This window comes from Streptomyces sp. NPDC026589, assembly GCF_040638385.1.
Lineage (GTDB): Bacteria > Actinomycetota > Actinomycetes > Streptomycetales > Streptomycetaceae > Streptomyces.
Genome location: NZ_JBEZYG010000026.1, coordinates 79,057 through 98,580, shown reverse-complemented (window position 1 = coordinate 98,580; position 19,524 = coordinate 79,057). Strand labels below are relative to the sequence as shown.

At 73.6% G+C, this 19,524-nt stretch carries 16 protein-coding genes; 6 read left to right on the top strand and 10 right to left on the bottom strand.

The features are described 5' to 3' along the window. Window position 1: 1 nt before the first annotated feature. Together AB0F29_RS33735 and AB0F29_RS33730 are read right to left on the bottom strand one after the other, a co-directional pair. Window positions 2–823 carry an AAC(3) family N-acetyltransferase gene (locus AB0F29_RS33735; protein WP_361880334.1) on the bottom strand — a complete coding sequence of 274 codons (822 nt, stop codon included), beginning with the start codon at window positions 821–823 and terminating at the stop codon, window positions 2–4. A 46-nt stretch (window positions 824–869) separates the two neighbouring features. After that, entirely contained in the window at window positions 870–1,316 is a 447-nt protein-coding gene (locus tag AB0F29_RS33730) for a CoA-binding protein (RefSeq protein ID WP_361880332.1), read from the bottom strand. 75 nt (window positions 1,317–1,391) lie between these two features. On the opposite strand from AB0F29_RS33730, the gene AB0F29_RS33725 reads away from it, so the two are divergent. From AB0F29_RS33725 to AB0F29_RS33710, 4 genes are all read left to right on the top strand, one after another. Next, a complete protein-coding gene (locus AB0F29_RS33725) occupies window positions 1,392–2,018 on the top strand; it encodes a YigZ family protein (protein WP_361880329.1) in 627 nt (208 codons plus the stop codon). A 169-nt stretch (window positions 2,019–2,187) separates the two neighbouring features. Next, window positions 2,188–2,382 carry a hypothetical protein gene (locus tag AB0F29_RS33720; RefSeq protein WP_361880326.1) on the top strand — a complete coding sequence of 65 codons (195 nt, stop codon included), beginning with the start codon at window positions 2,188–2,190 and terminating at the stop codon, window positions 2,380–2,382. After that, entirely contained in the window at window positions 2,379–3,548 is a 1,170-nt protein-coding gene (locus AB0F29_RS33715; RefSeq protein ID WP_361880323.1) for an exonuclease SbcCD subunit D, read from the top strand. The genes AB0F29_RS33720 and AB0F29_RS33715 overlap by 4 nt, the downstream gene beginning before the upstream one ends. Next, window positions 3,545–6,553 carry an SMC family ATPase gene (locus AB0F29_RS33710; protein WP_361880321.1) on the top strand — a complete coding sequence of 1,003 codons (3,009 nt, stop codon included), beginning with the start codon at window positions 3,545–3,547 and terminating at the stop codon, window positions 6,551–6,553. The genes AB0F29_RS33715 and AB0F29_RS33710 overlap by 4 nt, the downstream gene beginning before the upstream one ends. Window positions 6,554–6,610: 57 nt before the next feature. On the opposite strand, the gene AB0F29_RS33705 is transcribed toward AB0F29_RS33710, so the two are convergent. Further along, a complete protein-coding gene (locus tag AB0F29_RS33705; protein ID WP_361880318.1) occupies window positions 6,611–7,057 on the bottom strand; it encodes an Lrp/AsnC family transcriptional regulator in 447 nt (148 codons plus the stop codon). Between the two features lie 88 nt (window positions 7,058–7,145). On the opposite strand from AB0F29_RS33705, the gene AB0F29_RS33700 reads away from it, so the two are divergent. After that, on the top strand, window positions 7,146–7,640 hold the full coding sequence (locus tag AB0F29_RS33700) for a rhodanese-like domain-containing protein (RefSeq protein ID WP_361880315.1): 495 nt from the start codon (window positions 7,146–7,148) through the stop codon (window positions 7,638–7,640). A gap of 58 nt (window positions 7,641–7,698) precedes the next feature. On the opposite strand, the gene AB0F29_RS33695 is transcribed toward AB0F29_RS33700, so the two are convergent. The 3 genes from AB0F29_RS33695 to AB0F29_RS33685 form a co-directional block, all read right to left on the bottom strand. Continuing rightward, window positions 7,699–8,580 carry an ATP-grasp domain-containing protein gene (locus AB0F29_RS33695; protein ID WP_361880436.1) on the bottom strand — a complete coding sequence of 294 codons (882 nt, stop codon included), beginning with the start codon at window positions 8,578–8,580 and terminating at the stop codon, window positions 7,699–7,701. A gap of 74 nt (window positions 8,581–8,654) precedes the next feature. Beyond that, on the bottom strand, window positions 8,655–10,343 hold the full coding sequence (locus AB0F29_RS33690) for a DUF885 domain-containing protein (protein ID WP_361880312.1): 1,689 nt from the start codon (window positions 10,341–10,343) through the stop codon (window positions 8,655–8,657). Window positions 10,344–10,475: 132 nt separating this feature from the next. After that, on the bottom strand, window positions 10,476–10,955 hold the full coding sequence (locus tag AB0F29_RS33685) for an Lrp/AsnC family transcriptional regulator (protein WP_018957866.1): 480 nt from the start codon (window positions 10,953–10,955) through the stop codon (window positions 10,476–10,478). Between the two features lie 59 nt (window positions 10,956–11,014). Here AB0F29_RS33685 and AB0F29_RS33680 point away from each other — a divergent pair, with 59 nt between their 5' ends. After that, window positions 11,015–12,244 (top strand): PLP-dependent transferase, encoded by a 1,230-nt coding sequence (locus AB0F29_RS33680; protein WP_361880308.1) that lies wholly within the window; start codon window positions 11,015–11,017, stop codon window positions 12,242–12,244. Here AB0F29_RS33680 and AB0F29_RS33675 read toward each other — a convergent pair. The 4 genes from AB0F29_RS33675 to AB0F29_RS33660 all read right to left on the bottom strand — a co-directional run bounded on the left by AB0F29_RS33675 (window position 12,162) and on the right by AB0F29_RS33660 (window position 19,519). Next, window positions 12,162–13,652 (bottom strand): GNAT family N-acetyltransferase, encoded by a 1,491-nt coding sequence (locus AB0F29_RS33675; RefSeq protein WP_361880433.1) that lies wholly within the window; start codon window positions 13,650–13,652, stop codon window positions 12,162–12,164. The genes AB0F29_RS33680 and AB0F29_RS33675 overlap by 83 nt on opposite strands. A gap of 101 nt (window positions 13,653–13,753) precedes the next feature. Further along, window positions 13,754–16,498 carry a DUF6493 family protein gene (locus tag AB0F29_RS33670; protein ID WP_361880305.1) on the bottom strand — a complete coding sequence of 915 codons (2,745 nt, stop codon included), beginning with the start codon at window positions 16,496–16,498 and terminating at the stop codon, window positions 13,754–13,756. Continuing rightward, window positions 16,495–17,874 (bottom strand): SWIM zinc finger family protein, encoded by a 1,380-nt coding sequence (locus AB0F29_RS33665; RefSeq protein ID WP_361880302.1) that lies wholly within the window; start codon window positions 17,872–17,874, stop codon window positions 16,495–16,497. Before AB0F29_RS33665 ends, AB0F29_RS33670 begins: the two co-directional genes overlap by 4 nt. A gap of 52 nt (window positions 17,875–17,926) precedes the next feature. After that, window positions 17,927–19,519: an alkaline phosphatase D family protein gene (locus AB0F29_RS33660; RefSeq protein WP_361880299.1), complete on the bottom strand. Its 1,593-nt coding sequence runs from the start codon at window positions 19,517–19,519 to the stop codon at window positions 17,927–17,929. Window positions 19,520–19,524: the final 5 nt, after the last annotated feature.

Sequence of the window (19,524 nt, the reverse complement as noted above, 5' to 3'; positions counted from 1 at the left end):
CTCAGCCGCCGGTCCGCCGGTGCTCCGTGAGCCAGTCCGTGGCGAAGTCGACGGCGGCGCGCAGCCGGACGAGCCTGCAGTCGGCAGCGCCCACGCGTCCCGCGCGTACGGCACCGTCCGCCGCGACCTCCTCGAACGCCGCGCCCAGGGCGGCGAAGTCCCCGTCGTCCAGGGCGACGTCCTCGTACTCCCACCACCGGCGCACTCCCCACGACGCCACCACACAGCGGTAGCTCCGACGCGGCGGACCGGGCATCCGGTACTCGCCCAGATGGAACGCCGTACACGTGGCGTAGACGGTGCCGAGCAACAGAATCCGGGCATCCGCCTCGTACAGCCGGGCCAGCGGCGAGTCCTCCCCGAGATGGCAGTCGGCCCGGTGCCCGGCGAGCAGCCGGGCCGCTTGCGGACCGAGCGCCGCGAACGAGGTCTGCGGATGCGCGCTGCGCCAGGCCCCCGCGGTCGTCCGCACGGTCTCGGCCAGCGCACCCATCGACGGCGCGGGGGTCAGCGCCGGGTCGTACGGCTCCATCGAGGCCCGCACGGCGTCGACGGCCCCCGCGTCCAGGCCCCGTACCCGCTCGCGGTAGTGCGGGGAGGTGTCGGAGTTCTCCGGGGTGAAGGCGGGGACCACCAGGGTCCCCGTCGGCCCCACGGCCCGGCGGAGCGCGCCCAGCACGCCCCGCGCACCGTCCGCCACCGGTCCCAGCGAGCGCAGCGAGGCGTGCACCAGGAGCACATCGCCGGGCCGTACGCCCAGCGCGGTCAGAGCGGCCGTCGTCCTGGCCCTGTCGAGCAGGTCTGCGTCGAGTACGTCGTCCACGGCGGAGATTCTTCCCGTCCCGGGAGGCCTCCCACACCCCGGCCGCTCAGGCGGGCCGTCCCAGCCGCGGGATCTCGATCGCCGGGCACCGGTCCATGACCATGTCCAGCCCCGCCGCGCGCGTCCGCCCGAAGGCGTCCGGGTCCACGACGCCGAGCTGGAACCACACCGCCTTCGCGCCCACCGCCGCCGCCTCGTCCGCGACCCCGCCCGCCAGCTCGCTGTTGACGAACACGTCCACCACGTCGACCGGGAAGGGGATGTCCGCGAGCGAGGCGTACCCCTGCTCCCCGTGCACGGTCTCGGCCTTCGGATGTACGGGCACCACCCGCTTGCCGAACCGCTGAAGGACCTCCGCCACACCGAAGGCCGCCCGGGAACGGTTGCCGGACAGGCCCACCACCGCCCAGGTGTCGCCCGTGTCCTGGAGAATCCGCCTGATCGTCGCGGGGTCCGCGTACGAGTCCGCCGCGCTGCTGCCGTCTGCGTTCATGCCGGGACAACCGACGACCCCCGCCCCCTCATTCCCGCCGGAGCCCGTCCTCCCGGCGGCGCATAGGGTGGACGGATGCAGGAGCAGTACCGGACCGTCGCCCGCGCGGGTGTGCACGGATGCGAGATCAACCGATCCCGTTTCCTCTGCTCCCTCGCCCCCGCCGCCACCGAACAGGAAGCGCAGGACTTCCTCGCCCGCGTCCGCAAGGAGCACCCGACCGCCTCCCACAACTGCTTCGCGTACGTGATCGGCGCCGACGCCTCCGTACAGAAGGCGAGCGACGACGGTGAACCCGGCGGGACCGCGGGTGTCCCGATGCTCCAGATGCTCATGAGGCGGGAGGTGCGGTATGCCGTGGCGGTCGTCACCCGCTACTACGGCGGGGTCAAACTCGGCGCGGGCGGGCTGATCCGGGCGTACGGGGGAGTGGTCGGCGAAGCCCTGGACGTGCTCGGCACCATCACCCGGCAGCGCTTCCGGCTCGCCACGATCCTGGTCGACCACCAACGGGCCGGAAAGCTGGAGAACGATCTGCGGGCCACCGGGCGGGACGTCCGCGAGGTGCGGTACGCCGAGGCCGTCACCATCGACATCGGGCTGCCGGACGGCGACGTCGAGGCGTTCACCGCCTGGCTCGCCGACGCGACCGCGGGGACCGCCGTGCTGGAGCTGGGCGGCGAGGCGTACGGCGACGTGTGACGGCGACCCGCGATGGCGCCGACGTGCGAACGCGCGCGATGAGGGCAATCCCACGGACACCGAAATCATGATCGATGCGTGTTCGGCGGCCCGGCGGCGATAGCGTGGTCCGTGCCGAGCGGGATCACGGGCCGCCGGTGCGCGGCCCACGGGGTGGAGGACGACGACGATGCAGGCCACAACCGGCGCGATGACGATGCGGCCCGCGACGGGCGGGACGGCCGGGCAGGCCGCGACGGGCGGAACGGCGATGCGGGCCGCGACGGGCGGAACGGCGATGCGGGCCGCGACGGGCGGAACGGCCGGGCAGGCCGCGACCGGCGGAGCGACGGCGCCGACCGGATCCGCCGGAGTGATGGCGTGAGGATCCTGCACACCTCGGACTGGCACCTGGGCCGGTCCTTCCACCGCGTCTCCCTCCTCGACGCCCAGGCCGCCTACCTCGACCATCTCGTGGCGACCGTCCGGGAACGCGAGGTGGACGTCGTCCTCGTCGCGGGCGACGTCTACGACCGGGCCGTGCCGCCGCTCACCGCCGTCGAGCTGTTCGACCGCGCGCTGCACCGGCTCGCCGCCGTCGGCGTCCCCACCGTCATGATCTCCGGCAACCATGACTCGGCCCGCCGGCTCGGTGTCGGCGCCGGGCTCTTCGAGCGGGCCGGGATCCACCTGCGGACCGACCCGGAGAACTGCTCCACCCCCGTCGTGCTCGCCGACGACCACGGCGACGTGGCGTTCTACGGGCTGCCCTACCTGGAACCGGCCCTGGTCAAGGATGTCCTCCGGGCGGACAGGGCCGGTCACGAGGCGGTCCTCACCGCCGCGATGGACCGGGTCCGTGCCGACCTCGCCACCCGCCCGAAGGGCACCCGCTCCGTCGTCCTCGCGCACGCCTTCGTGGCGGGCGGGGAGCCCAGCGACAGCGAACGCGACATCACCGTCGGCGGGGTCGCGGCGGTTCCGGCCGGGGTCTTCGACGGCGTCGGCTACGCGGCCCTCGGCCATCTCCACGGCTCCCAGCGGGTCACGAGCCGCGTCCGCTACTCCGGCTCCCCGCTCGCTTACTCCTTCTCCGAGGCCGACCACCGCAAGACCATGTGGCTCATCGACCTCGACGGCGACGGGGACATCGCGGCCGAGGAACGGATCGACTGCCCCGTGGAGCGGCCCCTCGCCCGGCTCCGCGGCCGGCTCGACACCCTCCTGGAGGACCCCGCCCTGGACCGACACGAGCACGCCTGGGTCGAGGCCACCCTCACCGACCCGGTGCGCCCCGCCGAACCCATGGCCCGCCTGGCCCGGCGCTTCCCCCATACCCTCAGCCTGGTCTTCGACCCCGAGCGGCCGCCGGACGACCCGGGGGCGTCCTACGCCCAGCGCCTCCAGGGCCGCGACGACCACCAGATCGCCGAGGACTTCGTCGCCCACGTCCGCGGCGGCAGCGGCCCCAGCGACCTCGAACGCACCGTGCTGCGCGCTGCGTTCGACGACGTACGGGTGGACGAGACCGTGCGCGAGGTGTCCCGGTGAGACTGCACCGCCTGAGCATCACCGCCTTCGGCCCGTTCGGCGCCACCCAGGAAGTCGACTTCGACGCCCTCTCCTCCGCCGGCCTCTTCCTGTTGCACGGACCCACCGGCGCCGGGAAGACCTCCGTCCTGGACGCCGTCTGCTTCGCCCTGTACGGGGCAGTCCCCGGCGCCCGACAGAGCCCCGGCGCCTCCCTGCGCAGCGACCACGCCCCGGCGGACCTGCCCACCGAGGTCCAGCTGGAACTGACCGTCGGCGGCCGACGCCTCGAAGTCACCCGCCGCCCCGCCCAGCCCCGCCCGAAGAAGCGCGGCGACGGCTTCACCCAGGAGAAGGCCCAGAGCCGGCTGCGCGGGTACGACCCCGAGCGCGGCTGGCAGGCGCTCAGCAAGTCGCACCAGGAGATCGGCGATGAGCTGACCCAGCTCATCGGCATGAGCCGGGACCAGTTCTGCCAGGTGGTCCTGTTGCCGCAGGGCGACTTCGCCCGCTTCCTGCGCTCGGACGCCGAGGCCCGCGGCAAGCTCCTAGGCCGGCTCTTCGACACCCGCCGCTTCGCCGCCGTCGAGGAGCGCCTCGCCGAACTGCGCCGGGGCGCCGAGGCCAGGGTCACCGCCGCCGACGAGCGGATCCTCGCCCTCGCCCAGCGCATCGCCCAGGCGGCCGGGCCCGTCGGGGCCGAGGCCACGCCGATCACCGCCCGGCCCGGCGGACCCGGTCTCGCCGAAGCCGTGCTGGAGTGGGCCGCCATCGCCCGGTCCACGGCCCGCGAACGGCTCGACATCGCCCACCGCTTCCTGACCGGGGCCGAGGGCCGGCAGCGCGCGGCACGCCACGCCCTGGACACCGAACGCGAACGCGCCCGCCTCCAGCAGCGGTACGAGGAGACCGTGCGGCGCGCCGCGGCCCTGGAGGAGCGTCGGCCCGAACACGACCGCTGCCAGGAGGATTTGGAGCGCGCCCGCAAGGCCGATCGGGTCGCCCCGGCGCTGGAGCTGCGCGAGGAGGCGGAGCGGGCGTACCTGGCCGCGCGTGCAGGTCTCGACCGGGCCCGGTCGCTGCTGACTCCGGAGCTCGCCGACGCGGGCGCCGACCAACTGGCCGAGCTGGAAAGGAAGTTCCAGCAGGAGCTGTACGCACTCGACGCGGCGCGACAGGCCGAGGAGCGCAGTGCGCGGCTCGACGGGGAGCGCGTCCGGCTGAACCGGGAGGCCCAGGCGGACGACGAGCTGATCCGCGAGGCGGACGCGTGGCTTGCCGACTGGGACATCACCCGTGCGGCCCTCAAGGGACGCATCGACGCCTCGCAGGAGGCCGCCACCCGCGCCGAGCAGCTCGCCGGACTCCTCGCCCCGGCCCGCCGCCGCCTGGACGCGGCGGGCCGCCGTGACGCGCTCGCCACCGACGTACAGCAGGCAGAGCAGCGGCTCACCGCCGCACGGGAACAGGAGCTGGACGCCCGAAAATCCTGGCTCGACCTGCGCGAACGCCGGCTGCGGGGCATCGCGGCCGAGCTGGCCGCGGGCCTCGTCACGGGCGAGCCCTGCGCGGTCTGCGGGTCGGCCGAACACCCGGTCCCCGCCAGCCCGGGCGACGGCCATGTCGACCGGGCGACGGAGGAGGGGGCCCTGGCCGCCCAGCGGTCCGCCGAGGAGACCCGCGCCCGTGCGCAACAGCATCTCGGACTCGTACGCGAACGGCACGCGGCGGCGGAGAGGGAGGCTCGGGGGGACGATGCCTCCGCATCCTCCACCGTGGCCGAACTCGTAGCGCTGGTAGACCGGTTGGTCGACGAACACGCCGAGGCCCACCGGCTCGCCGCCGCGACGAACCCGGCGCGTGAGGCCCTCGCCACCGCCGAGCGCGAGCACGCCGAGCGGCTGGAACAGCGGCAGGAGGCGTACAGTCGGATCTCTGCTCGCACCGCCGCGCGCGAGGCCCTCGACGCCGAACAGGCCCGCCTGGCGGAGCAGATCACCGCCGCCCGGGGTGAGTCGCCGTCCGTCGCGGCGCACGCGGAGCGGTTGACCCGCCGCGTGGCACGCCTCGCCGACGCGGCCGAGGCCGTACGCGCCGAACAGGAGACGGACCGGCGGCGCAAGGAGGCCGACGACCGGCTCTCCGACGCGGCGTTCCGGGCCGGCTTCGACACCCCGGAGGCCGCCGCCGCGACCCTCCTCGACGCCGCCGCCCAACGCGACCTCCAGCACCGCGTCGACGCCTGGCAGGCCGAGGCCGCCGCGGTCGCCGACCGCCGCGCCGAACGCGACGCCCGCGAGGCCGCCGAGCAGCCGCCCGCTCGTCCCTCGGCAGCTCAGGGCGAGTTCGAGACGGCGGAATGGCTGCTGCGCGAGGCGTCCTCCGCGCTCGCCGCCGCCGACGAGCGCTGCGGGGAGCTTGCCAGGCTCTCCGGTGAGTCCGCCGACGAGGTGCGGCGGCTGGGCCCGGTGCGCCAGGAGTACGAGCGGATCGCCCGGCTCGCGGGTCTGGCGGCGGGCACCTCCGCCGACAACGAGCGCAAGATGCGGCTGGAGGCGTACGTCCTGGCCGCCCGCCTCGAACAGGTGGCGGCCGCCGCCACCGCACGGCTGCGGCGGATGTCTTCCGGCCGCTACACCCTGGTCCACTCCGACGCCCGCACCGGCGGACGCCGAGCAGGGCTCGGGCTGCACGTGGTCGACGCCTGGACCGGCAGCGAACGGGACACCGCGACGCTCTCCGGCGGGGAGACGTTCTTCGCCTCGCTGGCGCTCGCGCTGGGCCTCGCCGACGTTGTGACCGAGGAGGCCGGTGGCGTACGCCTGGACACCCTCTTCATCGACGAGGGGTTCGGCAGCCTCGACGACCAGACCCTGGACGAGGTGCTCGACGTACTGGACTCCCTGCGGGAGCGGGACCGCAGCGTCGGCATCGTCAGCCATGTGGCCGACCTGCGCCGCCGGATCCCGGTCCGGCTGGAGGTGGTGAAGGAGCGTCAGGGCTCCTCCGTCCGCCACCGCTTGTGACCGGCCCGGCCACGCGGACGCCCGACGCCTGCGTCCGACCCGGCCGCCCCGGCCGGGTCAGCGGCCGATCGCCCGGCGGGGGAGCGGCGAGGAGTACACGACGCTGGTGGTGACGGCCCCCAGCGCGCCGATCCGCCCGGTGGTCTCCTCCAGATGCTTCATCGAACGGGCCGTGACCTTGAGGACGAAGCAGTCGTCGCCCGTGACGTGGTGGGCCTCGATGATCTCCGGCGTGGTGCCCAGGAGATCGTGGAAGGGCTTGTAGTTCCCGTTCGGGTAGCGCAGGCGCACCAGGGCGAGAAGGGGCAGCCCGAGCCGTTCGGCGTCGACCACCGCCGTGTACCCGCTGATCACCCCCAGCTCCTCCAGCCGGCGCACCCGCTCCGTCACGGCGCTCGGGGACATGGCGACGGCGCGTGCGAGCTCGGCGAAAGTGGCGCGGCCGTCGCGCTGGAGGACGTCGAGGATGCGCCAGTCTGTGGCGTCCGGGGAATAGTCGTTCACTCGACCGAGACAACAGGGAAATACCCGGTGAATCAAGAGGGGTGCCGGGGAATCCCACTTCTCGGCCCCGTTCCGCGTCCGTAGATTCATGGTCATGACCTCGCACTCCACGGCCACGGCCGACAACCCCGTCCTGCGCGTCGCGCCCGCTTCCCCCGCTGCTGCGGCGGCCCACTTCGGCGCTTCGCTCGCCTTCCACGCCGACGTCTCCGACGTCGCCTCCAAGCTGGCCGCCGACGACGATCCAGGGTTCGTCGTCCTGGACAGCCGCTCCACCGCTTCCTGGGACCAGGGACACGTGCCCGGCGCGGTGCACCTGCCCACCGCGCTGATCCCCGAGCAGGCGGCGGCGCTGCTGGACCCGGCCGTCCCCGTCATCACGTACTGCTGGGGGCCGGGCTGTGACGGAGCGACCCGCGCGGCCCTGGCGCTCGCCCAACTGGGCTATCAGGTCAAGGAGATGCTCGGCGGATTCGAGTACTGGGTGCGCGAGGGATTCGCCTTCGAGACCCCGGAGGGTATCGAGCGGCGCGGTGCCGACCCGCTCACCGCGCCGGCCGACGCCGCCGACTGCGGCTGCTGAGACCGGGGCGGGGTGGAGGTCGGCACGGTTCGACGGCCGCCCGGCCCCCGGGGCGGGGTCAGCCCGGTTCGGCGCCCGCCAGCGCGGCGAACAGGGCTCCGGCCTCCACCCCGGCGGGGAGCCCGCTGACCTGGCCGTCGCCGACCTCCACCACCCGCCAGACGCCGTCCTCGCGCAACGCCAGGTCGGTGGTGACCCAGCGCAGCCCGAGGCGGCCCACGGCCTCCCGCAAGAAAGCCGGTTCGGGAACGGACACCTGGCCCGGAGTGTCGGGGTGGGCGGTGACGAGCACCGCCTCCCCGTCCACCCACCACACCCGCGCCTCGCCGCCCGCGACGAACGGTTCGAAGGACCGCAGCACCAGGCCACCCGAGAGGAAGGGGCCCTGAAGCTCGACGAACCGGGCGACCACAGAGGCCAGTTGCTCCGCGTCCGCCAGCTCCGGTACGTAACACGCCTCGTACCACTCGTGCTTGCGGGACTTGACGAAGTCCTTCACGATGCCGGGCCCCGGCCCCAGGGGCGCCGCGAGCCCGGCCACCTCGTCAGCGGGTGGCGGCGGCGCTCCCGGAGCCGTGGCGCACCAGACGCTGCGCGGCGTGAGTCCGGCGAACTCCTCGTACCAGCCAGGTAGTTCATGTGCCCGCCGGTAGCCGGCGGCGTCGGTGAGCAGGGCGCAGCCCCGGGCGCCGAGCGCGGCCTCCAGCTCCGCGTACCGGTCGGAGGGGACCATCCAGCCCCGGTACCAGTACGGTCCGGAGTCCCGCGCGACCCGGGCCACTGCCCCGGCCGCGTCCCCCGCGAGCAGCGCGTCATGATCGAGCAGCGCGATCCGCCCGTCGGCAGCACGCGCCGCCGCGAGCTCGGCGGCGAACTGCGGATCGGGCCGGGAGAGTCGCAACGGGTCGGCGCAGAAAAGGAATCCGTTCCGCTCGCCCATGCCGTTCATGACGCACTGCCCTCTTTCCTCGATGAGATGCCCTCGATCAGGCGCCCTCGATCAGGTGCCCTCGATCAGAGCCGCGACAGTTCGTCCACGAGATCGTCCAGGCCCAGCGACCCCTGGGAGAGCGCCGCCATGTGCCAGGCCTTGAGGTCGAAGCCGTCGCCGTGCGCGGCGCGCGCGTTCTCCCGGCCGAGCAGCCAGGCGCGCTCCCCGAGCTTGTAGCCGATGGCCTGGCCCGGCATCGACAGATAGCGGGTCAGCTCGCTCTCCACGAAGTCGGCGGGACGGCCGCTGTGGTTTCCGAAGAACTCCTGGGCCAGATCGGGTGTCCAGCGCTCCCCCGGGTGGAAGGGGGAGTCCGCGGGGATCTCCAGCTCCAGGTGCATGCCGATGTCGACGATCACCCGGCAGGCGCGCATCATCTGCGCGTCCAGATAGCCGAGCCGCCGTTCCGCGTCGGGCAGGAAGCCCAGCTCGTCCATCAGCCGCTCCGCGTACAGGGCCCAGCCCTCGGCGTTCGCGCTGACCATGCCGATCGACGCCTGGTAACGGGAGAGGCTGTCGGCGACGTGCGTCCACTGGGCGATCTGCAGGTGGTGGCCGGGAACGCCCTCGTGGTACCAGGTCGAGACCAGGTCGTACACCGGGAATCGGGTCTCGCCCATGGTGGGCAGCCAGGTGCGCCCCGGGCGGGAGAAGTCCTCGGAGGGGCCGGTGTAGTACGGTGCGGCGGCCCCGCCGGGCGGGGCGATGCGGGACTCCACCTTCCGGACCCGTTCGGCGAGGTCGAAGTGCGTGCCGTCCAGCGCCTCGATCGCCTCGTCCATCAGGCCCTGGAGCCACTCGCGGACCTCGTCCACGCCCTCGATGTGCTTGCCGTGCACGTCGAGGTGGGCGAGCGCCTCCCAGGGGCCGGCCCCGGGCAGGATCTTCCCGGCCTCGGTCCTCATCTCGGCGAGCAGCCGGTGGTACTCCGACCAGCCGTACGCGTACGCCTCATCGAGATCCAGGTCGGTGCCGTTGTACAGCCGCGACCAGAGGGCGTAGCGCTCCCGGCCCACCGGGTCCGGGGCTCCCTCGATGGCCGGGGCGTACACGTCGCGCACCCAGTCACGCAGGGAGAGAACCGAGGCGGTCGCCAGCCGTGCGGCCTCGTCCAGCTCCGCCCGCAGCGACGCGGGGCCGGGGGCGACGAACTCCGCGAAGAACGCCGTGCCCTCTCCCTCCCCGCCCCACTCCGTGAGCTGACCGACGAACGTGGCGGTCGCGCGGGGACCGCCGTACAGCTTGCGCTCCAGGCCGAGCGCGAGCGAGGCGCGGTACCCCTCATGCGCGCCGGGCACCGCGCGCAGTCGATCCACGACCGCCGCCCAGTCCTCGTCCGTCGCGGTCGGCGTGAGGGTGAAGACCTCGGTGATGCTGTGGGCCGGCGACTGCAGGTTGGAGACCGTCCGCAGTCCCTCCTCGGCCTCGTGCACGGCGAGTTCCGCCGTCAGGCGTTCCCGCAGGAGGCGTCCGCAGCGTCGTTCGGATGCGCTGTCGGCACCGGGACGCAGCTCGGCGGCGTCCAGCTCCCGCAGTGTCGCGCGGATGAGGTCGGCGACCGCGGCCTGACCCGCGGGTGAGAAGTCGGGCAGCCGACGCGAGCTTTCGGACACACCCAGATAGGTGCCTGTGATGGGGTCGAGTTCGATGATGGCGTCGACGTAGGCGTCGGCGACCTGACGGGGCAGCGCGCTGCTCGAAGTGTCTGACATGCGGACATCCTCGTACGGGGGTGGCCCCCTCGTCATCATCGGGGCCCCGGGGCGTCCGAAAGACGATCACTTCCAGCGCTTCCGGGGCTTCCGGTGGGCGTCGCCGGCGCGTCCCGGGCATGTCTCCGGTACTCAGCTTCCGGCCGGAGGCAGCAGTGGCCCGCAGTCCCACTGCTGGAAGATCAGCCGGGTGTCCACCCGGGCCACCTCCCGCCGCGAGGTGAACTCGTCCAGCACCAGCCGCTGCAGATCAGCCGCGTCCGCCACCGCGACCTGCACCAGATAGTCGTCGGGGCCGGTGAGGTGGAAGAGCGCACGCGACTCCGGCAGGGACCTGACGCGGTCGACGAACGGCCCGATGAGCTCCCGGCGGTGCGGCCGGACCTGCACCAGGAGCAGCGCCTGGAGACCCCGGCCGAGCTTCGCCGGATCGAGGCGCAGCTGGTCCCCGAGGATCACCCCGGAGCGGCGCAGCCGGGCCACCCGGTCGAGGCAGGTCGAAGCGGCCACGCCGACCTCGGCCGCGAGCTCCCGGTACGTGGTCCGCGCATCGTTCTGCAGCAGCCGCAGAATCTGCAGATCCACCGGATCGAGAGCGACGGAATCGGACATGCGGCGAACGTAGCACGGGGCATCGCCACTACGAACCGGTAACTGTTCAGAGTGGCGGCATGGACAACGAAGTCTCGATGACGCCCCCTGCCCCCACCCCGTCCAGGGCTCTCGCCACCGAAGCAGTGCACGCCGGACGCGACGACCTCGCCTCCCTCGGTGTGCACGCCCCGCCGATCGACCTGTCCACCACCTACCCCTCCTACGACTCGCGCGGCGAGGCGATGCGGATCGACGCCTTCGCCACCACCGGGGCCCGGCCCGACGGCCCGCCCGTCTACGCCCGGCTGGACAACCCCACCACGGGCCGCTTCGAGACGGCGCTCGCCCGGCTGGAGGGCGCCGAGAGCGCGGTCGCCTTCGCCAGCGGGATGGCGGCGCTGACCGCGGTGCTGCTCGCCCGCGCGAGTCAGGGGCTGCGCCATGTCGTCGCGGTCCGTCCGCTCTACGGCTGTAGCGACCATCTGCTCGGCGCGGGGCTGCTGGGCACCGAGGTGACCTGGACCGACCCGGCCGGCATCGCCGACGCCCTCCGCCCGGACACCGGGCTCGTGATGGTCGAGACGCCGGCCAACCCGACGCTGGCCGAGATCGACATCCGGGCCGTCGCCCACGCCTGTGGAACCGTCCCGCTGCTGGTCGACAACACCTTCGCCACCCCCGTCCTGCAACGTCCCGTCGAACACGGCGCGCGGATCGTCCTGCACAGCGCCACCAAGTACCTCGGCGGCCACGGCGATGTCATGGGCGGCGTCGTCGCCTGCGACGAGGAGTTCGCCGCCACGCTCCGCCAAGTCCGCTTCACCACCGGCGGAGTGCTGCACCCGCTGGCCGGCTACCTCCTGCTGCGCGGCCTGTCCACGCTGCCGGTGCGCGTACGGGCGGCCTCGACGAGCGCGGCCGAACTCGTCCGCAGGCTCACCACCGACCCGCGCATCGCCCGGGTGCACTACCCGCGGATCGGCGGCGCGATGGTCTCCTTCGAGGTGTACGGGGACCCGCACCGGGTGATCTCCGGGGTGCGGCTCATCACTCCCGCCGTCAGCCTCGGCAGCGTGGACTCGCTGATCCAGCACCCGGCCTCCATCAGCCACCGCATCGTGGAGGAGGGAGACCGGCGGGCGTCCGGCGTCGGCGACCGGCTGCTGCGGATGTCGGTCGGCCTGGAGGACGTCGAGGACCTGTGGGCCGACCTGTGCCAGGCGCTCAGCGACGGGTCCCCTCCGGCGGCGCAGCGGGAAGGGCGGACCCTCCAGTCGTCAGCCGGTCAGTCGTCAGCCGGGCGGTGATGACGAGCGTGCCCTCCTCGATCTGGTAGTCGAGGGGCAGCTCCAGCGCGCGCATCGCCGCCACCATGCCGGTGTTGTGGGACTGCGTGACGGCGTACACGCTGTCGCAGCCCGCCTCCACGGCGAGGGCCACCAGGCGGCCGAGCAACTCGGAGCCGATGCCCCGGCGCTGCCAGCCATCCTCGACGAGGAGGGCGACCTCGGTCTCGTCGCCGTCCCAGAGGAGGTGGCCCAGCGCCACCAGCTTGCCCGATGCCGTCTGCACCGCCAGGGTGCGGCCGAAGCGGGGGGACAGCAGGTGGTCGAGATAGCGGTCCGCGTCCGCGACCGGACCGTGGTAGCGCAGGCCCAGGGTGCGCTGCGAGCAGCGGTCGTGCATGGCGCGGGCCGCGGCGAGATCGCCGTGGTCCGCGCGGCGCACGGTGATCTCGTTGCCCTCGGGCAGCGTGAGGACGTCCTCACTGCGCGGCACCCGCGGGCCGAGCCGGGCGTCGAGCTCGACCAGGGCACGCGCCCGCGCGAACTCGGTGGGTGTGAACGGCGGATAGGGCCGCTCGACGGAGATCACCCCGCCGGACGGGTCCGGCAGCCGCATCACCGTCTCCTCCAGCACGCCCTCGACCGAGGAGCTCTCCTCGGTCGGGCGGCCGGTGACGGAGACGGCGGGCAGCGAGTGGATGGTGCACCGGCCGAGCAACTGGCGCAGAGCGAGCGGCAGCTCGGCCGCGTCGAGCGCCGTCCGGGTGGCCAGCGACAGCACCCGGGTCGGGATGTCGACCAGGTCGTGGGCGTCCGCCCGCTCGATCCACGTGGACGTGCCGCCGGCGGCCGCGATCTCCCGGAACAGCTCCTGCGCCTGGAGCGAGGCCGGGGCCCGCAGCAGGAACTCGTCGACGGTCCCCCGCGCCAGCGGGTGGGTCCCCAGGGTGAGGATGTCCACCCGGAGCCCCGCGAGGGCCACGCACAGCGCGGCCAGACTTCCCGGGGCGTCGCGCACCGTCGTCCGCATCCGCCACAGGGTGGTCTCCTCGGCACCGGTGATCCCGCCCGCTCCGCTGCCCCCGGCCCCGCCCGCTCCGCTGCCCCCGGCCCCGCCCGCTCCGCTGCCCCCGGCCCCGCACGCGGCCCCGTCCCGTGCCCCGTGCACCGCCACGTCCGCTCCGCCCGGCGCGGAGCCCCCCTCATCCGACGGGGGAGCGTGGCTGTGCCTCCGCGCCCACCAGGTGTGGAACGCCGCCGTGGCCACCAGCGCCACCGCCGACGCGACGAGCAGGTAGGGCCCGTCCGGCTGGTGTCCGATGAGGTTGGCGATGGCGTCGGCCACGGCCACGGCGGTGAACAAGGCGGCCAGTTCGATCAGGTCCCGCCGCCAGTGGTGCGGACGGCGGGTGCTCTTCGCGGAGGTCACATCAGTCATATCCTCACTGTGAACGAACGGTGTTGCCTGATCACGAACGCCTTGTGACTGATGGGTTACGTGTTGATCTGGTCGCCTATCGTCGTTTTCGGTCAGTTTCCATGGCCCTCCGCCACGGCAGGGAACGTCGCGAGCAGCCGTGCTGCCTGACGGGCCGTCTGAGAGGAGCCCTTGCGTCCCGCCGTGGCCGCGAGCCCCGCTATCGACGGGATCCCGCCCGTACCGCAGCGTTCGGCGCACTCGGCCGCCACGCACAACAGGTCTCCGAGTCCCCGCGGAGTCTTCTCGTACGCCAGGAGACCCGGCAGCAGCGCGGCCAGCACGGTCAGCACCGTCCGATACGCGCCGGTGGCGGCCGCAGTGCCGAGCGCGTCGGCCGTACGGTTCACCTTCACCAGGTCGCGGTCGACCAGGATCGCCAGCTCCCGCCCGAGCGACGCACCGTCCAGCCGCCCTCCCGCGGCCAGCACGAGCAGGGCGTCCACCGCCGACGTCCGGTCCTCGGGGTGCCGTGCGCCGAGTCCGTAGGCCAGCGCGAGATGTGTCGCACCGCCCACCTCGCCCGCACTCTCCGCCAGGGCCGGCAGGAACCCGGCGGCTCCCCGCTGTCCCTGGTCGGCGGCGAACAGGAGGTCCGGCAGCAACCAGGCGGCCATCGTCTCCGGATCCTCGGGCAGGGTGGCCGTCCAGTGCGAGGACCGCTCGGGTCCCCAGTGGTAGCACTCCTGAGCCCGGGGGAGCTGCGCCCGGCCCAGCCGGCGGAAGGCTTCCGGGAACTCACGCAGGATCACCGGTCGCTCCCGGGTCGCCAACAGCACCTGACGGGCCCCGGTCTCCGTCCGCTGCCACCAATTGCCCGCGGACGGGCGGGAGACGGCGGTCGCCGGATGCCGGAGCACCGGGGCCACCGGCTCGTCGGCACGGATCCAGGCGGCCAGCCGGTCGCCCTCGCCGGTGCCCAGTGCCTCGGCCACCGCAGCGACGTCCGCCCCTTCGGGGCCGCCGCCCCGGCGGATCCGCAGCAGGGCCTGGCCGAAGTCGGCGGGGCCGGGACGGGCGCCCAGCTCACGATACGTCCGCAGCCGTTCCACGAGCTCGGCCGCGTCGACCGCCCCGGTGTGCCAGGTCGGCGTGGCCAGCAGGAACGGAACCTCCCCGACCGCTATCGCCTCCGCCGCCTCCCACGCCCGGTCGAGCAGCACCCCGTTCAACGCGGCATGGGCACAGGCGTCCGCCCCCGAAACGGTCGTCTTCGCCCGCCACGCGGCCCTGTCCCGGTCGGAGACCAGGCCCAGCAGCGAGGCCACCACGACGGAGAGCCCGTGCGAGGTCGAGATGGACCGAGGATCGATCATGTACGGAGACAGGCCGTTCTCGACGAAGTGCACACCGGCCAGCGCCTCCCGCAGGGATGCCGTCAGCTCCTCCCGGTCGGTCCGGGCCAGCCGGACGAGGCCGTCGAGCGCCCGCTCGAAGCCGGTGACCCCGGCCGAGGGATCCACGACGGCCGACGCCGGGATCCAGCGCTCCGACGCATGCGCCTTCACCCGGGCGGCCACCTCCTCGACGAGCTCGGCCACCGTCCCCGGTGCGGGCTCCTGACGCCGCAGCACCGGCGCGGCCGGCAGGAACTCCTCGTACGCCTCGGGCGCCTCCTCCTCCACCGGACCACCGAAGAGGGCGGCGACCGTCTCCCGGTGCAAGGGGCCCAACTGCGCGGCGGCGGAAGCCAACTGCTCCCGCACCCGCGGGCCGGCGACAGCGGGGAGATACCGCGCGACCAGCTTCAGGGACCGCTCCTGGATGTCGATGCCCTCATGGCCGAACGCCTCGGCGACCGCCGGAAGAAGCTCGTCCGCCGCCGAGGCGTCCCGGCGCAGCGCCTTGCCCAGCAGGGTCAGCTGGGCCCGCACCAGCTTCTTCTCCTGCCGGAAGAGCACGGCGCCCGACACGTCCGCCAGCTCCCGGGTGGACAACACGCCCCGCCCGTCGAGCCGTACGAGCACCTGCTGGGCGTACGAGGCGACCGGGGTGATCCCGTCCGCCGCCATCGCCGTCCAGTCCCGCAGATGCCGGTCCTCCTCTTCCTCCGTCGTCCCCAGCCGCAGGAGAACGGCCAGGAAGAACCGCTGATCGACGGATCTGCCACCGCGCATCAGACGGATCACGCACCGCGCCACCAGGTGCGCCCGGTCCAGCGCCCCGTCCTCGACCAGCGCGCACAGAGCTCCGGGCCAGTTGTCCCGCGCGTCCGGCGCGTCGTAGAAGTCGACCTGCGGCGGCAGCTCCGGCATCTCGAACAACCGGGCCGCCAGCGCGGGGGAGTGCGGATCCTCCCGCAGGATGTCGGCCAGCGGGCGCCGGGTCCGGCCGCGCCATCGAGCCGCGCTGACCAGCTCGCTCCAGCCCACGACCAGATTGTCCGTGACGGGGAGAGGGACCCGGGCGATCCGCGTCAGCTCGCCGACGAAGGTGTACTCGGCGTCGGAGAGGGCCGCGCGCTCCGCGAACCGGTGGGCGAGATCGCCCAGCCACGCCGGATCGCGGTCCTTCAGCGAAGCGAGGATCAGCGGATACGGAGAGCGGGTCCAGTCGCGCAGATCACGGCCCCCGATCCAGGCGGCGCACCCCGCCGCCCCGGTGTGACAGCCCGCGCCGGCCACCAGCAGCGCCTTGCGGATCCTGTCCCGCCGCTGCCAGTCCCAGCCCCGCACCTCCTTGCGCAGCTCCTTCAACCCGGCGAGGGCGGCGCGGCGGCCGGGCCGATCCAGACCGAGCACCAGCGGCGGTACTTCATGGTGGCGTCCCGCCCGTACGGCGGTGAGCAGCTCGTTCATCGCACGCCTCCGGCGGCCGTCGCGCCCCGGCGGACCATGCGCACCGCGAGCGCGTGTTTGCAGGGCCCTCGCCGCCCCCGGTAGTCCGCCCACCACTGGCAGGTGCAGCTGACCCCGGAACCGCTCTCGCGCACCTGGTAGCGCCGGTCCCCGGAGGCGACCGTCGCCCGCGCACCGTCGAGGGTCACCGCGCCCTCACCGGCCAGTCTGCGGGCGGCCACGAGACGCGGGTTGTGCCGCTCCGCCCGGTCCGCGTCGTACGGCAGCTCCCGGTGGAAGTACGCGGCGTCCGCCAGGTCGTAACCGACCCGGCCCGCCGTGCCGAGCCGGGTCAGCGCGGCCCGCACCCGTTCCACGCCCAGACCCGCCTGCTCGGCCAGCGAGGCCGGTTCGATCCGGGGCTCCCAGGCGAGCAGCACGGACACCAGCTCGGCATCGGCCGCCGCGTCATCCTCCGCCAGCGCCTCCAGGACACCGCCCTCGCCCGAGAACCCCCGGGAGGAGTCGGGGGAGAGCGTCAGCGTGAGCCGCATCCCCGGCAGCACCACCTCCCAGCCACTCGCCGCCGCCGCGCCGTCGGCCACCGGCCCGTACACCCGCAGGGCCGTCGCGTCGCGCAGCACCCGCTGCAACGCCACCAGCCGCTCAGGGCCCGGCAGGCACACCGCGCCCGGGACCGGCCGGGTCGTCGGGCGCAGGGACCCGCCCGACGCCACCACCCACCGGGCGCCGCGTGCCGCACGGCCCGAGGACGGGGAGCGGGGCAGCGAACGCAGGAACGCCACCGCCTGCGCCGCCGTCAGCTCGGCCCGCAGATCGAACCCGGCCGAGGCGACCTGCGCCTCGGCGAAACCGCGCAGCCACCGGTCGGGCAGCGGCACCTTCTTCTCCACCACCGGACCGTCGAGCGTGGTCACCGCCATCTCCTCCGGACCCACCCGCAGATGCAGCGGATCATCCGCCGTGATCCGCGAAAGCGCCTCCCGCAGAGGAGGGTTCACGTCCACGTTCGTCGTTCCGTGGCCGGTCTCCCGGCCGTCCAGGCCTTCCTGGAGCACGTCGAGGCGTGCGTACACCCCGCAGCAGCCGGAGAACGACTCAAAGCGCAGCCGGTCGCCGTTGCCCGTCACCACCGGGTCCAGGGAGGCGGGCAACGCGCGCTGGTAGTAGCGGGCGGCGGCCACGTCCGCGACCGCCAGCAGCCCGCGTGCCGCTGTCCGCGGGGCGGCGAGGAAGCCCGCGAAGAACCGCGGGTGCGCCTCCGCTCCACGCGGGGTGAGGCCCCCCGCGGTCTCCAGACCGAGGGACGGCCCCACCTGCGATGACGTCAGGGAGGACGGGCGTGCGTAGGCCAAGGCCTGAACGGATCGGGTCATGAAAAAAAGCGTAGGACCCACCACTGACAACGGGCCTCGCCCCAGACCCGGTTCACTGCCCGACGCGGCCCGGCCGGAGCACCTTGGTGAACAGCACCGCTCCGCCCTCGGCCCGCAGCCGCACCGTCAGCTCCGCGCTGTCGCCGTCGATCTCCACCTCGCCGAAATACTGCGGGGACTCCATCGGCGAGACATTGGCCCGGTCGGGAGCCCGCACGAAGACCCGGTCCGGGCCGAAGGTGCCGTCCAGCGCGTTGGCCGGGAAGCCGCCCGCCGCCAGTGGCCCCGACACGAACTCCCAGAACGGCGCGAAGTCCTTGAACGCCGCCCGCTCCGGCGCGTAGTGCTGGGCCGAGGTGTAGTGGACGTCGGCCGTCAGCCACACGGTGCCGGTGATCCGGCGGTGCTTGATGAACCGGAGCAGTTCGGCGATCTGGAGTTCCCGTCCGAGCGGGGCCCCGGGGTCGCCCTGCGCCACCGCTTCGAAGTCCGTCGCGCCGTCCGGCACCACGAGACCGAGCGGCATGTCGGCGGCGATCACCTTCCACTCCGCCCGGGAGGCGGCCAGCGAGCGCTTCAGCCACCGCGCCTGCTCGGCGCCGAGGATGCCCGTCGTGTCGTCGGCCTGCCGGCCCGGGGAGTTGGCGTTGCGGTACGAACGCATGTCGAGCACGAACACGTCGAGCAGCGGCCCGTGGTGCACGACCCGGTACATCCGCGAACGCCGCCCGGAGCCGTACGAGGGCGCGAGCGGAACGTACTCGTGGAAAGCGCGCACGGAGCGTGCCGCGAGGATGTCCACGTTCTTCTCGGTGTAACGCGCGTCGTCGAGGATCTGGCCGGGATACCAGTTGTTGCGCACCTCGTGGTCGTCCCACTGCACGACGGAGGGCACCTGCGCGTTGAAGCGGCGGACGTTCCGGTCGAGCAGGTTGTAGCGGAAGTTGCCCCGGTACTCGTCCAGCGTCTCGGCGACCTTCGCCTTCTCCTCGGTCATGACGTTGCGCCAGATCCGGCCGTCCGGCAGCGTCACGCTCGGCTCCAGCGGACCGTCCGCGTAGATGCTGTCGCCGCTGCACAGAAAGAAGTCCGGGTCCAAACGGCGCATCTCCTCGTACACCCGGTAGCCGCCGATGTCCGGGTTGATGCCCCAGCCCTGCCCCGCGATATCGCCCGACCACAGGAACCGCACCCCGGAGCGGCGCCGGGCCGGGACGGTGCGGAAGGTCCCGTACACCGGTTTGCCGGTACGCCGCGGATCGGCCGGATCGGCGAGCGTCACCCGATAGTGCACCTGTTCGCCCGCGGGCAGACCGTACAGCGGTGTGGTGCCGGTGTAGTCCGTTCCGGGGCCGATGGACGGCCCGCGCCACCTGCGGACCCGTCGGAACGATTCGGTCGCCGAGGTCTCCACCAGCATCAGGGCCGGCCGGTCCGAGCGCACCCACAGGAGCGCCGACGAGGCGGTGACGCTGCCCACCTGCACCCCCCAGGACGCTTCGGGCCGCCCCGACAGGTGCAGCGCGGGTGCCGCCGAAGCGGTCGCGGGGGAGAGGGCGACCGCCGCCGGGGCGATCAGCGAGCCGCGCAGGACGGCACGGCGGCCGGGCGAGGGAACATGCGAACGGTGCTGACGGTAGGACATCGAAG

Excerpts from the sequence above, each read along its gene's own strand:
- AB0F29_RS33725 (WP_361880329.1), top strand. The coding sequence starts at position 1,392 with ATGCAGGAGCAGTACCGGACCGTCGCCCGCGCGGGTGTGCACGGATGC.
- AB0F29_RS33720 (WP_361880326.1), top strand. The coding sequence starts at position 2,188 with ATGCAGGCCACAACCGGCGCGATGACGATGCGGCCCGCGACGGGCGGG.
- AB0F29_RS33685 (WP_018957866.1), bottom strand. The coding sequence starts at position 10,955 with ATGTCCGATTCCGTCGCTCTCGATCCGGTGGATCTGCAGATTCTGCGG.
- AB0F29_RS33665 (WP_361880302.1), bottom strand. The coding sequence starts at position 17,874 with ATGACCCGATCCGTTCAGGCCTTGGCCTACGCACGCCCGTCCTCCCTG.
- AB0F29_RS33730 (WP_361880332.1), bottom strand. The coding sequence starts at position 1,316 with ATGAACGCAGACGGCAGCAGCGCGGCGGACTCGTACGCGGACCCCGCG.
- AB0F29_RS33670 (WP_361880305.1), bottom strand. The coding sequence starts at position 16,498 with ATGAACGAGCTGCTCACCGCCGTACGGGCGGGACGCCACCATGAAGTA.
- AB0F29_RS33700 (WP_361880315.1), top strand. The coding sequence starts at position 7,146 with ATGGTCATGACCTCGCACTCCACGGCCACGGCCGACAACCCCGTCCTG.
- AB0F29_RS33695 (WP_361880436.1), bottom strand. The coding sequence starts at position 8,580 with ATGGGCGAGCGGAACGGATTCCTTTTCTGCGCCGACCCGTTGCGACTC.
- AB0F29_RS33680 (WP_361880308.1), top strand. The coding sequence starts at position 11,015 with ATGGACAACGAAGTCTCGATGACGCCCCCTGCCCCCACCCCGTCCAGG.
- AB0F29_RS33690 (WP_361880312.1), bottom strand. The coding sequence starts at position 10,343 with ATGTCAGACACTTCGAGCAGCGCGCTGCCCCGTCAGGTCGCCGACGCC.
- AB0F29_RS33660 (WP_361880299.1), bottom strand. The coding sequence starts at position 19,519 with ATGTCCTACCGTCAGCACCGTTCGCATGTTCCCTCGCCCGGCCGCCGT.